This is a genomic window from Pseudonocardia sp. DSM 110487 (assembly GCF_019468565.1).
Taxonomy (GTDB): domain Bacteria; phylum Actinomycetota; class Actinomycetes; order Mycobacteriales; family Pseudonocardiaceae; genus Pseudonocardia.
On record NZ_CP080521.1, the window covers coordinates 4,559,975 to 4,572,812 of the forward strand.

A 12,838-nucleotide genomic window follows, 5' to 3' on the forward strand; every position below is an offset into this window, starting at 1 on the left:
GACTGATCCGGAGCGCGACGGCTCCGGGCACGGGCTACCTGTGACGCCGGGCATAACGGCCCTCGCCTCTTGACAAGCGTTTCCAGTAGATGTGAGCTACGCCTTGCTTCTTGCGTACTGCGTACTCATCCGATCGAGGTGCCCGTGCCTGCTCTTTCCCGCCGTGAGCTGCTGCGCTCGGCCGGTCTCGTCGTCGCCGGCTCGATCGTGGCCGCGTGTGCCGGCCGCCCGGCATCCGGCGGACCGGTGCAGGGCGCCGGTGGTGGTGTTCCGGCCCGTGGCGGGGTGCTCAGGGCGGCGTTCGCTGGGGCGGGGCCGTCCGAGTCGTTGAACCCGTACGCGGGCTCGACGCCCGCGGAGTTCGTCCGGTCCCGCGCCGTGTACGACGAGCTCTTCCGCATGCAGGACGGCGCCCCGGCCGGACGGCTCGCCGTCTCCGCCGAGCCCACCGCCGACGGCTCGTCGTTCGTGCTGCACCTGCGTGAGGGCGTGACCTGGCAGGACGGGTCACCGTTCGGCGCCGCCGACGTGGCCCACACCCTGCGCTACCTGACCTCCCCGCAGCGCCCCTATCCGTCCGAGCTCTCCGCGTTCCTGGACACGGCCGCGATCGAGGTCCTCGACGCGCACACGGTGCGCGTGCCGACGCTGCGGCCGGTCGGCGACCCGCCGGTGTTGTTCGCCGGTGCGAGCGTTTCCGTCCTCAAGGACGGGACGTCGGGCTTCGAGGCCGGGCAGGTCGTCGGAACCGGGCCGTACCGGCTGGTCGCGTTCGAGGCGGGGCGGGAGGCCCGGCTGGCCCGCTTCGACGGGCACTGGGACGGCGCCCCGTACGCCGACGAGCTGGTCGTGCTGAGCCTCGACGACCCGCAGGCCCGAGTGAACGCGGTGCGGGCGGGCCAGGCCGACTTCGCGAACGACATCCCGTTCGCGCTGGCCCGAACCGGTGCCGGGGCGCCCGACCTGGAGATCCGCAGCGCGGGCGACGCCCAGCGCACCGGGTACGGCTTCGTGCTGAACACGACGCGCATACCGGTGTCCGACCCGCGGGTGCGCAGGGCGATCCGGCTGGCCGTCGATCGGCAGGCCATGGTCGACCGGGTCTTCCTCGGGTACGGCGCGGCGGCCAACGACCTGTACGGGCGCGGCGTGCGCTACTTCGCGGGTGACGTCGCGGCGCCTGCCCACGACGTCGCGCTGGCACGCACCTTGCTGGGGGAGGCCGGGGCGACCGGTGCGCCCCTCGCGATCCGCTCCGCCGAGTTCGAGACCGGGCTGAACGCGTCGGCGGAGCTGATGGCGGAGAGCCTGCGGGCGGTCGGGCTGGACGCGCGCGCCGAGCTGGTCTCGCCCGCCGAGCTGTGGACGCCGGACTCGCTCGCCGCCGCGGACCTGCTGGCGTTCCCGCTCGGCCCCTTCCCGCTGTCGGTGGTGTACGCCCGGTCGGCGGCCTACCCGTCGCTGGCGTTCGCGGACCCGCAGCTCCAGCAGGCGATCACCACCGCGCTCGCCACCACCGACGATGCGGAGCGGTCCGTGGCGTGGCGGACGGCGCAGGAGGTGATGGCCGACCGCGGCAACTGGGTGGTGTGGGGGCTTGGCGACGTGCTGAGCCTCGCCCGCGCCTCGGTCACCGGCATCGCCGTGCACGACTCGGCGAAGTACCCCTACCTCGGGAAGGCGGGTCTGGCGTGATCCGGCTCGTCGGCGTGCGGCTGGCCGGTGTCGTCGGGCTGCTCGCCCTGCTGTCGGTGCTGGTCTTCGCCGGGGTCGACCTCCTGCCGGGAGACCCGGTGACGAGCAGGCTCGGCGCCACCGCGACACCGGAGCACATCGCGGAGGCGCAGGCGCGCGCCGGGCTCGACCACCCGCTCGCCGAGCGCTACCTGGACTGGGCGAGCGGGCTGCTGCGCGGTGACCTCGGCACGTCCGCCACCGGGCGTGCGGTCACCGACGTGCTGTCGGATCGGGTGGCCAACTCCGCGCTGCTCGCCGGGCTGGCCCTCGCCCTGCTGGCACCGCTCTCGCTCGCGCTGGGGACGTGGGCGGGGCTGCGCGCGGGACGGCGGGGCGACCGCATCGTGACCACCGCGTCCTTGCTGCTCGTCGCGGTCCCCGAGTTCGTCACGGCGGGCGCGCTGGTGCTCGTGTTCGCGATCGGGCTGGGCTGGCTCCCCGCCGTGTCGCTGGTGCCGGCGGGGACGAGCCCGCTCGCCGTGCCGGAGGTCCTCGTGCTGCCGGTCGTGAGCCTGCTGCTGCTCGGGCTGGCCTACGCCGTGCGCGTCATCCGGGCCGCGACGGCCGCGGCCTCACGGTCCGGGCACGTGGAGTTCGCGCGGTTGAACGGCGCGGGCCGCGGCGAGCTGCTGCGGCACGCCGTGCTTCCGGCCGTGCTGCCCGTCGCGGTGCAGGTGTGGCTGGTCACCGGTGTGGGGCTGGTCGGAGGGGCCGTGCTCGTGGAGTCGGTGTTCGGCTACCCCGGGATCGGTGCGCTGCTGGTCGGCGCTGTGCAGACCGGTGACCTGCCGATCGTGCAGGCGCTCGCGATGATCCTCGGCGCTGCGATGCTGGTGGCGCTGGTCGTGGCCGACCTCGTGGTGCGGATCGGCACCCCGACGCTCCGGACCGGCGCGTCATGAGGCCGGCCGCGGTGGCGCTGGTGGCGCTCCTCGTGCTCGTGATCGTGGGGCCGGTGCTCGCGCCGTACTCGCCGACCGAACCGGTCGGCCCGCCGTACGCGCTGCCGGGGGAGTTCGGCCTGCTCGGTACCGACCAGCTGGGGCGCGACGTGCTCTCGCGCGTGCTCGCGGGCGGGCAGCCGGTGGTGCTGACGGGCCTCCTCGGCGCGCTCGCCGGTTCGGTGGCGGGGGCAGCGGTCGGCCTGATCGCGGCGGTCCGGGGGGTTACGGGTGCCTTCCTGATGCGCCCGCTGGACGCCGTGGCGGCGGTGCCGCCCGTGCTCGTGCTCCTGCTGGTGCTCACCGCAGTGCCGGGCCGGTCGGGCATCGTGCTGGCCGTCGCGCTGGCAGGCGCGCCGCTCGTGGCGCGGGTGACGGCGGCCGCGGCGGCGCCCGTGGTGAGCCGCGCGCACGTGGAGGCGGCGATCGCCCGCGGTGAGGGCATGGCCTGGGTGCTCGGGCGGGAGGTGCTGCCGCTGGTCGCCGGTCCGCTGGTGGCCGACGCGGGCGTCCGGTTCGTCGGCGCGGTCTACCTCGTGACGGCGGCCGGGTTCCTCGGGCTGGGCGCGGGCGCCGCGGACTGGGGGCAGCTGATCGTCGAGGCGCTGCCGGGCGCTGTGCTGCAGCCCGCGGCACTGGCCGCGCCGGTCCTGCTCGTCGCGCTGCTCGCCGTCTCGGTCAACCTCGTCGCCGACGACGTCGTGCGCCGCAGCCGGACGGTCCTCGCATGACGCTGCTGCAGGTCGACCGGCTCGTGCTGCGCGCGGGCGGACGCCCGGTCGTGGACGGGATCGGGTTCACCGTGGAAGCGGGGGAGACGGTCGGGCTGGTCGGGCCGTCCGGTTCGGGGAAGACGACCCTGGCGCTCGCGGTGCTCGGGCACTGCCGCGAGGGCGTCACCCATGCCGGGGGCACGGTGCTGCTGGACGGCCGTCCGATGCTTCCGGTGCCGCCGCCCGGCGTGCGCGGCGGCGTCGTCGGCTACGTCGGGCAGGACCCTGGCGCATCGCTCAACCCGTTCCGCACGGTGGGCGCGAGCGTGGGTTCCCTCGCCGCGCTGGAACGGGTCGGACTCCCGGCGGCGTTCGCCGGTCGCTACCCCCACCAGCTCTCCGGTGGCCAGCAGCAGCGGGTGGCGCTGGCGATCGCGCTGGCCCGCCGCCCGCGCCTGCTCGTGCTCGACGAACCGACCAGCGGGCTCGACCTGCTGGCCACCGCCGAGATCACCGCCGAGCTGCTGCGGCTGCGGGAGGACGGGACCGCGCTGCTGTGGATCGGCCACGACCTGGCGACCCTGGCCAGTGCGGCCGACCGCCTCCTCGTCATGGCAGCGGGCCGGCTGGTGGAGGAGGGCCCGGCGCGGGAGGTCCTTGCCCACCCACGCTCCACGACAGGGCGAGCGCTGGTGTCCTCCCGTCCAACGACGTCGCCGGAAAGTGGCTTTGCCGCCACTGCGGATCCGGTGCTCACGGCCTCCGGAGTCACGGCGCGTTTCCCCGGGGGACCTCCCGTGCTGCGGGGCGTCGACCTCGAGGTCCGGGCCGGCGAGATCCTCGCCGTGCTCGGCGTCTCCGGCGTCGGCAAGACGACCCTCGCGCGCTGCCTCGCCGGCCTGCACCCTCCGGACGCGGGCGCCGTCCAGCTGGACGGCGCCGTGCTCGCGGCCGACGTGCGCCGCCGGTCGCGCGCGGAGAAGGCGGGCGTCCAGCTCGTGGCGCAGAACCCGGCCGATGCGCTGCACCCGCGCCAGACCGTGCACACCGCGCTCGCCCGGCCGATGCGGCTGCTGCGCGGGATCACCCGCGCCGCGGAGGTGCGGGCCGAGGTCAACCGCCTGCTCGAGTCGGTCGGGCTGGAGCCGGACCACGCCGCCGCGCTGCCGGCCGAGCTGTCGGGCGGCCAGCGGCAACGGGTCGCGCTCGCGCGGGCGCTGGCCGCCGGGCCACGGGTGCTGATCTGCGACGAGGTGACGTCCTCGCTCGACACCGTGACCCAGGCGGCCGTCCTCACGCTGCTGCGCGGACTGACGGTCCCCATCGTGCTGATCACCCACGACCCCGTGGTCGCGGCGGGCACGGCCGACCGGGTGCTCGTGCTCGCGGACGGGCGCGTCGCCACCGAGGGCCCGGTCGCCACCCTGCTGCCGCCGCCCGACCCGGCCGCCGCGCTACTGCGCCGGCTCGGCGCGCACGTCCCTGACACCGAACCCACGAGGAGGGTGCTGTGACCGTCACAGCCGTCCGGCCCGAGGAGGGCACATCCGTCGAGGAAGCGAGCGACCCGCCGCCGGGCGCGTCGTTGTCGGCCTTGACCGAACCGGTCCGGCCGCGGCTCGTCGCCGCCGTCGCCCTCGGCGCCGCCGGCGCGGTGCTGGGTGTCGCCGGGCTCGTCGCGCTGGCCTACGCGCTGCGCGAGCTGTTCGAGCCGGACCCGGACAGCGGTGTCGCGGTGCTGCTCCTTGTGGTCGCGACGGTCGGGGTGCTCGGCCGGTTCGGGCTGCGGGCGTGGTCGTTCCAGGCCGCCCACATGGCCGCGTTCGACCTGGAGACCGTCCTGCGCACCCGCCTGTCGACGCACCTCGCACGGGTGTCGCTCGGCGACGTGCTGCGCCTGGGATCCGGGCCGCTCAAGAAGATCGTCCAGGACGACGTGCGCGCCATGCACAGCGCCGTGGCGGACGCGGTGCCGCTACTGGGGTTCGCGCTGGCGCAGCCGGTCGCCGCACTCGTCGCGCTCGCCGTCGTGGACTGGCGGATGCTCATCGCCGTCGTCGTGATCGCGCCGGTCGTGGTGGTCGCGATGCAGCTGTCGATGCGCGACTACGCGGCCGAGCGGGCCCGCTACGACCAGGCGAACGAGACGATCAACGCGGCGATGGTGGAGTTCGTGCAGGGCATGCCCGTCGTGCGCACGTTCGACGACGGCAGTACCTCGTTCCGCCGATTCGCCGATGCCGTGCACGGGTTCACCGAGGCCACCGCCAACTGGCAGCGCAAGAGCCGCACGCCGGGTGTGCTCGCGCGGATCGCGATGACGCCGGTGCCCACCCTGCTCGTCGTGCTCGCGGCCGGGATCTGGCTCGTATCGGCCGGGGTGATGGAGCCGGCCTGGCTGCTGGTGGCGCTGTTGATCGGCACCTTGCCCGTGGAGTCGATCCTGCCGCTGATGTACCTGACCAACTACGTCAACGACTCGAAGGCGGGCGCGGCCCGGATCGCCTCGGTGCTCGCGCTGCCGGAGCTGCCCGAGCCCGCGCAGCCCCGCCCGCCGGGCGACGGCTCGGTGCGCTTCCGCGGGGTCACCTTCAGCTACGGCACCGATCGGGACCGGCCTGCGCTAGACGACGTCGACCTCGAGGTGCCCGCCGGCACCGTGTGCGCGCTCGTGGGCCCGTCGGGGTCGGGGAAGTCAACGCTCGCCCGGCTCGTCGCCCGCTTCCACGACGTCGACTCCGGATCCGTCGAGGTCGGAGGGGTCGACGTGCGCGAGATCGGCACGCCTGCCCTGTTGCGCCACGTCGCGCTCGTCTTCCAGGACCCGTTCCTGGTCGACGACACGGTGGTCGAGAACATCCGGCTCGGTCGCCCGGACGCCACCGAGGCCGAGGTGGAGGCCGCGGCCCGCGCGGCGGGCGCCCACGACTTCATCGTCTCCGAGCTGCCGGACGGCTACGCGACGCGCGTCGGCGAACGGGGCGGGCTGCTGTCGGGCGGCCAGCGCCAGCGGGTCACGATCGCACGGGCGATGCTGGTCGACGCCGCGATCGTCGTGCTCGACGAGGCCACCGCCTTCGCCGACCCGGAGACCGAGGCCGAGATCCAGGACTCGGTCGCGGCGCTCACCCGCGGCCGCACCGTGATCGTGATCGCGCATCGCCTCGCCACCGTGGCCGACGCCGACCAGATCGTGGTGCTCACCGAAGGCCGGGTGGCCGAGCGCGGCACACACGACGAGCTGCTTGCCGCTGACGGGCGGTACGCGCGCATGTGGGAGCACCACGAGCGGGCGCGTGCTTGGGGGGTTCGATCATGAGGCGGATCATCGGCTTGATGTTGCGGGTCGCCGGGCCGTACCGGGACCGGTTCGTGTCGTCCATCCGCGACTCCGTGATCGGGTCGCTCGCGCAGGCCGGCGCGTACGCCTGCATGCTGCCGATCCTCTACGAGCTGTCCCGGCCGCAGGTGGACGCGGCCGCGGCCTGGCGGTGGTTCGCGGTGTTCGCCGCCTGCTACGCCGTGGAAGCGGTGTTCCGGTGCCGCGAGATCGGCTTCCAGTACACCGAGTGGGCCCAGGTGATCGAGTCGATCCGGCTGCGCCTCGGGGACCGGTTGCGCCGCATGCCGCTGCGCGAGCTGGAACGGCGGGCCACCGGCGACCTCACCACGGTCGTCGGGGGAAACGCGGTGAACGCCGCGCTCGGCGTCTCCGCGGTCGCGCTCGTCTTCCTGCAGATGGTCACCGTCCCGGTCGTGCTGATCGTCGTGTTCCTGGCGGTCGACTGGCGGCTGGGGCTCACCCTCGCCGTCGTCACCCCACTGGCCGTTCCGTTCGTGCGACGCGTGCAGCGGATATCGGGGAGGGGGTTCCGGCGGGTGGACCAGGCCGATGCGGACGCGGCGTCGCGGATCGTCGAGTACGTCCAGGGCCTGCCGGTGTTCAAGGCCACCGGGCAGGTGGGGGAGTCGTCGGTCCGCCTGCAGCGGGCGCTCCACGAGCAGACCCGCCACCAGGCCGAGTCACAGACCCAGGCCGCGCTGCCTGCGCTCTACGCCGCGGCGGCGGTGCAAGTGGGGGTGGTCGCCGTCGCCGCCGTCGGCACGGCCCTCGTGCTGGGGGCGGACCTGACGGTGCCGGTCCTCGTCGCCGTCGTGGTCGGCGCGGTGCGTTTCGCCGAACCCCTGGCCACCGCGACGACGCTGACCGCGATGTTCGAGATCACCGACGCCGCCGTCGAGCGCGTGGTCGAGGTACTCGACACGGAGCCCATGGAAGCCGATCCTGACGCCCGGATCACCCGCTTCGACGCGGAGTTCGACCACGTCGAGTTCGCCTACACCGACGCCCCGGTATTGCGCGGCGTGTCGTTCACCGTCGCGGCGCGCAGCTTCACCGCGCTCGTCGGCCCGTCCGGCTCGGGCAAGACGACCGTGACGAAGCTGCTCACCCGCTACGCCGACCCCGACGCGGGGACCGTCCGGATCGGCGGGGTCGACCTGCGCACCGTCGATCCTTCCGAGATCTACCGACACGTCTCCGTGGTGTTCCAGGACGTGTACCTGTTCGACGACACCATCCGCGCGAACATCGCGATGGCGCGCCCCGACGCCACGGACGCCGAGGTGGAGGCCGCGGCCCGCGCGGCCAACGTGCACGGCTTCGTGGAACGGCTGCCGCACGGCTACGACACGCGAGTCGGCGAGATCGGCGGTGCGCTGTCCGGCGGGGAGCGGCAGCGGATCTCGATCGCACGGGCGATCCTGAAGGACGCCCCGATCGTCCTGCTCGACGAGCCGACCGCGGCACTCGACACCGAGAGCGAGGTGGCGGTGCAGCAGGCGATCGACGCGCTGGTCGCCGACCGCACGGTGATCGTGATCGCGCACCGCCTGTCCACCGTGGTCGGGGCCGACCAGATCCTCGTGCTCGCCGACGGGCGGATCATCGAACGCGGCCGGCACGCGGAGCTGCTCGCCGAAGGCGGGCGGTACGCCCGGATGTGGGAGGCGCAGACCAGGGCCCGGCACTGGCGGGTCGGCGCGGAGACGGCCAGGGTGGGCAGCGACAACGGGGGCAGCGATGGATGAGCAGGAGGGTGGCGCCGGCTCGCCGGCGGACCGGCGGGTGCTGCCGCTCCTGCTCGGCGCCGTGCTCGCCGTGTTGACCGGGCAGCAGCTGCTCGGCCCGGTGCTGCCGCCGCTGTCGCGCGAGCTCGGGCTCGGCGAGGTGCAACTCGGGTTCGTGATCACGAGCGCCGCGCTCGTGTTCACGCTGGCCAGCCTCTTCTGGGGGCGGGTGTGCGACCGGTGGGGCCAACGCCGGGTCCTGCTCACCGGGCTCGCGCTCTGCACCGCGGGACTGACCGGGTTCGCCGCCGTCTCGGCGTGGGCGGTGGCCAGCGCGGACCCGCCGGCCGCCGCCGTCCTCACCGGGATGATCCTCATGCGGAGCGTGCTGTTCGGGTTCGGCGTCGGCGCGGTTCCGGTCGCCGCGCTCGCGTACGTCGGCGCCGTCACCGCCGGCGAGGTGGAGCGCACCCGTGCGGTGTCGACGGTCGGGGCGGCGCAGGCGCTCGCGCTGGTGCTCGGCCCCGGTGTCGGCGGCCTGCTCGCGGCCGGCACGCTGCTCGGGCCGCTCTACCTCGCGCCGGTCGTGCTGGGGATGATCACCGTGGCCGTCGCCGTGGTCCTGCCCCGCCCACCACGGTCCGCTGCCTCGCGGAGCGCGGCCCCGCCGGCCCGGACGCTGAACCCGTTCGACCCGCGGCTGCGGCGGTTCCTCGCCGTCGGGTTCATGCTCTTCCTCGCGCTCGGCACCATCCAGATGGTGCTGGGGTTCCTGTTCCAGGACCGCCTCGGCCTCGACGCAAGGGCCACCGCGGCGGTGACGGGTGGCGCGGGGTTCGCCACGGGGCTGGTGCTCGTGGCGGTGCAGGGTGGCGTCGTCCCGCGGCTGGGGTGGGGCCCGCTCCGGCTGCTGCGGGTGGGTTCCCCGGTGGCCGCGGCCGGGTTCGGCGTGGTGGCGGCAGGGCCCGATTTCTGGTCGATGACCGCGGGGATGATGGTCGTCGCGCTGGGGCTCGGGATGGCGATCCCCGGCTACACCGCGGGCCCCACGCTCGCGGTGGGACCCTCCGAGCAGGGAGCGGTCGCGGGCCTGATCAACGCCACCAACGGGACCACCTTCATCGCGGGTCCGCTCATCGGCACCGCGCTCTACGCGGTCTGGCCCGCGCTCCCGGTGGTGCTCAGCGGCGTGCTGTGCCTCGTGGCGTGCGCCCTGCTCGTCCAGCCGATCCGGCAGACCGTGCCCGGCGTGGGCGTCCCGGTACAGGAATGATGTCCCGGTGAGCGTGGCAGGACCGGCGGGACGCGGGCGCCCGATGCGCAGAGGTCGCGGCCTGCTCGATCGGCAGGCGATCGTGGCCGCGGCCCTCGCGGTGGCCCGCACCGAGGGCCTGCCCGCCGTGACGATGCGCCGGATCGCCGAAGAGCTCGGGTGCGGGCCGATGTCGCTGTACCGCCACGTCGCCGACCGCGACGCGCTGGTGCTGGAGATGCTCGACGTCGTCGCGGCCGGGATCGACATCCCGCCACCGTCGCCCGACCCGCGCGAGGAGCTGACCGGCCTGCTCACCGCCGTGCACTCCGCGCTCGCGGTGGACCACTGGGCCGTTCTTCCGCTGATCGCCGAGGGGAAGTCGAGCCCCCTCATCCTGCCCGTGCTCGACAGGGCACTCGCGGCGCTCACGAGCAGCGGGCTGACCGGACGATCGCGCCTTGCCGTGCACCAGATGCTGTGGCAGTACGTCTTCGGCGAGCTGCTCTGGACCCACCACGACCAGCCGGACTCCCAGGGCAAGCGCATGGTGCGCGCGGCTCCCGCGGACGCCTTCCCCGTGGTCGCGGACGCCGTGCGCAGCGCGGGCGGCCACCCGGCCGAGAACTTCCCCGACAACCTCCAGCGGCTGCTCGACGGCGTGCTCGCCCCACGATGAGCGGCACGCCGGCGCACCGTTACGGCAGCAGCTGACGGGGGTACGCCGGAGGCAGGTTCGAACCTCGGGAGCAGACGATGCTGAACCGGTTTGTCCGGCGACCCCCTCCCCGGCGGCCGGCGCCGCCTCCGGTGCTGTTCGTGGCGGCGGCAGCGGTGCTGGGCGCCCTGTGCGGAGCTGTGGCGGAGTACCTGCTCGATCCGGCTCGCGGGCACGCCCGCCGGGCCGGGCTGCGGGAGCGGTCGGCTGCGGCGGGCCGCCGCACCGCGAAGCGGGCCCGGCGCACGGCGACGAGGAACGCGGCGTACCTGCGCGGCAGAGCCCATCGGGTGGGGCACCGGCTGAGCCCTTCCCACCCGCCAGTGGACGATCGCACGCTGGTGGACCGCGTGCGGAGCGAGGTGTTCGGCCGCAGGCGCTTCGGTCACCTCTCGGTGAACATCGACGCGGTCGACGGCGTGGTCACGCTCCGCGGGCAGCTCGACGACCCGGCCACCATCCGCGATCTCGCGGTCGCCGTCGGGAAGGTGGCGGGCGTGCGCCAGGTCGAGAACATGCTGCACACCCCGGACACCGTGGCCCCCAACGTCATCGGCCTGCAACGGTCGGAGCGCTGACCCGGGAATTCAGTTGTCCGTCGGACGGGCGGCGCGCTCGAATGGCGCCGTGCCCTTCGACGCGATGTCCTTCGACCCGCGCACGAGCTTCGGCCCGATGGTCGCGGCCACCTACGACGAGCAGCCAACGGGCGACGAGGAGGCCGCCGTCGCCCGCCTCGCCCAGCTGGCGGGGGACGGGCCTGCGCTGGAGCTCGCGATCGGCACCGGCCGGATCGCGCTGCCGCTCGCCGCGACCGGCCTGCGCGTGGACGGCATCGAACTGTCCCAGTCGATGATCGAGCAGCTGCGGGCGAAGCCGGGAGGCGACGCGCTCGCCGTCACCTGCGGCGACATGGCCGTCGTAGAGCTGCCGGACCGCTACCGGCTCGTCTACATCGTGTTCAACTCGCTGATGAACCTGCTCACCCAGGACGAGCAGGTCGAGTGCGTGGCCAATGCCGCACGCCACCTCACCGACGACGGTGTGTTCGTCGTGGAGAACGTCGTGCCCGACCCGATGTACGGCCTGCGCCAGGAGCGCGACGGCATTGACCAGTACGTCGATGCGATGCACATCGCCGCCGACCGCGTCTCCGTCGAGGCCGGGCGCTTCGACCGGGTCACCCAGCGCGTCGACAAGTGCCACATCGGGTTCACCGGTGAGGGCATTCAGCTCCACCCGCTCGCGCTGCGCTACGTCTGGCCGAGCGAGCTGGACCTCATGGCCCGGCTCGCCGGTCTGCGGTTGCGGGCCCGCTGGGGTGGCTGGTCGGGCGAGCCGTTCGACGCGCGCAGCGTGCGGCACGTGTCGGTCTACGGCCGCTGATCAACCGTCATCCGGGCACGTACCGCGCGCGGTAGTCGCGCAGGCGGCCCAGCCCGGCGGGTGACGCCGCACCGGTGACGACGGTGCCCTCGCCGAGCAGCACCGCGGAGAGGTCGTCGAGCACCCAGAGGGTGCCGAGCGCGCACGACATCGTCGCCCACCGAATCGCGTCCACCTCGACCACGCGGCCGTCCCGAACGGCACCGAGCCGTTGCCAGAGCGGCTGGTCGCGCAGGAAGGTGGGGTCGGCGGTCGGCCCGGTGAGGAGCAGGACGAGGTCGGCGTCGTGCTCGCCGATGCGCTCGGCCGACACCGGGACGAACGGCGTGGCCGGGTCGGTGAGGCCCCGCTGGGCCGCGGGCCGCGGCAGGCCCAGCGCCCCCACGACGGTGCCCGCGGGCGTCCCGGCGCCGAGCAGGTAGAGCGACTGTCCGTCGAGACCGGGCGACAGCACCGACACCGTGGGCGGCGAGCCCGTGCGCAGCCGTGCGGCGAGCTCGGTGGTCCGGCGGTGCACGTCGTCGAGGAGATTGCTCGCGTCGGCCCTCATCCCGGCGGCGAGCGCGCGGCAGTCGGCCTCGTGGTCGCCCGTGCGCTCGACGGCGTGCAGGGCCGCGAGCCCGGCGAGGACCGGCTCGGTGTCGGCGGAGCGGAAGCCGACGAGCCGATCCGGCCGCAGCGCGGCCAGCCGTTCGACATCGATCCCGCCGCCCGCGCCGGACACGTCGGCCACCGCGGTGGCCTGGATCTGCTCGATGGCCTGCAGGAGCGGGTCGACGGCGAGGAAGGCGGCGGTGCCGACCTGGTGCGGGCCCAGGAGCAGCGCCAACGCCGCGGTGGCTCCGTCGAGCGTGACCAGCCGACCGGTCGAACCGCTGTCCCGGCCGCCGCTCGCGCACGCCGCGAGTGCGCCGCCGGCCGCGGCGACGAGCAACGATCGCCGGGCCAGCATCCGGCGGGCATGGGCTGGGGCGGTCGACGTCACGGTTCTCCTCCGGGCCGGTGGGCCACCGGGCCGGCG

Annotated in this window: 11 protein-coding genes; 10 read left to right on the top strand and 1 reads right to left on the bottom strand. The window is 74.5% G+C overall.

The window, feature by feature from the left end; all coding sequences use genetic code 11:
• Positions 1–144: 144 nt before the first annotated feature.
• The 10 genes from K1T35_RS21245 to K1T35_RS21290 all read left to right on the top strand — a co-directional run bounded on the left by K1T35_RS21245 (position 145) and on the right by K1T35_RS21290 (position 11,817).
• Positions 145–1,695, top strand: coding sequence for an ABC transporter substrate-binding protein (locus tag K1T35_RS21245; protein ID WP_220261863.1), 1,551 nt, complete (start codon positions 145–147; stop codon positions 1,693–1,695).
• A complete protein-coding gene (locus tag K1T35_RS21250; RefSeq protein WP_220261864.1) occupies positions 1,692–2,639 on the top strand; it encodes an ABC transporter permease in 948 nt (315 codons plus the stop codon). The genes K1T35_RS21245 and K1T35_RS21250 overlap by 4 nt, the downstream gene beginning before the upstream one ends.
• The gene (locus K1T35_RS21255; protein ID WP_220261865.1) at positions 2,636–3,409 is read left to right on the top strand and encodes an ABC transporter permease; all 774 of its coding nucleotides are present in this window, start codon (positions 2,636–2,638) and stop codon (positions 3,407–3,409) included. The genes K1T35_RS21250 and K1T35_RS21255 overlap by 4 nt, the downstream gene beginning before the upstream one ends.
• Positions 3,406–4,905, top strand: a complete 1,500-nt coding sequence (locus K1T35_RS21260) for an ABC transporter ATP-binding protein (protein WP_220261866.1) — start codon at positions 3,406–3,408, stop codon at positions 4,903–4,905. Before K1T35_RS21255 ends, K1T35_RS21260 begins: the two co-directional genes overlap by 4 nt.
• Complete coding sequence (locus tag K1T35_RS21265) at positions 4,902–6,710, top strand: ABC transporter ATP-binding protein (RefSeq protein WP_255622378.1); 1,809 nt, start codon at positions 4,902–4,904, stop codon at positions 6,708–6,710. The genes K1T35_RS21260 and K1T35_RS21265 overlap by 4 nt, the downstream gene beginning before the upstream one ends.
• Complete coding sequence (locus tag K1T35_RS21270; protein ID WP_220261867.1) at positions 6,707–8,482, top strand: ABC transporter ATP-binding protein; 1,776 nt, start codon at positions 6,707–6,709, stop codon at positions 8,480–8,482. Before K1T35_RS21265 ends, K1T35_RS21270 begins: the two co-directional genes overlap by 4 nt.
• The gene (locus K1T35_RS21275; protein WP_220261868.1) at positions 8,475–9,734 is read left to right on the top strand and encodes an MFS transporter; all 1,260 of its coding nucleotides are present in this window, start codon (positions 8,475–8,477) and stop codon (positions 9,732–9,734) included. The genes K1T35_RS21270 and K1T35_RS21275 overlap by 8 nt, the downstream gene beginning before the upstream one ends.
• 7 nt (positions 9,735–9,741) lie before the next feature.
• Positions 9,742–10,392, top strand: coding sequence for a TetR/AcrR family transcriptional regulator (locus K1T35_RS21280; protein WP_220261869.1), 651 nt, complete (start codon positions 9,742–9,744; stop codon positions 10,390–10,392).
• 77 nt (positions 10,393–10,469) lie between these two features.
• Positions 10,470–11,009, top strand: coding sequence for a BON domain-containing protein (locus tag K1T35_RS21285; RefSeq protein ID WP_220261870.1), 540 nt, complete (start codon positions 10,470–10,472; stop codon positions 11,007–11,009).
• A gap of 49 nt (positions 11,010–11,058) precedes the next feature.
• On the top strand, positions 11,059–11,817 hold the full coding sequence (locus K1T35_RS21290) for a class I SAM-dependent methyltransferase (RefSeq protein ID WP_220261871.1): 759 nt from the start codon (positions 11,059–11,061) through the stop codon (positions 11,815–11,817).
• A gap of 7 nt (positions 11,818–11,824) precedes the next feature.
• On the opposite strand, the gene K1T35_RS21295 is transcribed toward K1T35_RS21290, so the two are convergent.
• Positions 11,825–12,802, bottom strand: coding sequence for an ABC transporter substrate-binding protein (locus K1T35_RS21295; protein WP_220261872.1), 978 nt, complete (start codon positions 12,800–12,802; stop codon positions 11,825–11,827).
• Between the last annotated feature and the right edge of the window lie 36 nt (positions 12,803–12,838).

Bases quoted from the DNA above. Each gene is read 5' to 3' on its own strand.
- K1T35_RS21285 (WP_220261870.1), top strand. From the start codon at position 10,470: ATGCTGAACCGGTTTGTCCGGCGACCCCCTCCCCGGCGGCCGGCGCCG.
- K1T35_RS21255 (WP_220261865.1), top strand. From the start codon at position 2,636: ATGAGGCCGGCCGCGGTGGCGCTGGTGGCGCTCCTCGTGCTCGTGATC.
- K1T35_RS21260 (WP_220261866.1), top strand. From the start codon at position 3,406: ATGACGCTGCTGCAGGTCGACCGGCTCGTGCTGCGCGCGGGCGGACGC.
- K1T35_RS21270 (WP_220261867.1), top strand. From the start codon at position 6,707: ATGAGGCGGATCATCGGCTTGATGTTGCGGGTCGCCGGGCCGTACCGG.
- K1T35_RS21275 (WP_220261868.1), top strand. From the start codon at position 8,475: ATGGATGAGCAGGAGGGTGGCGCCGGCTCGCCGGCGGACCGGCGGGTG.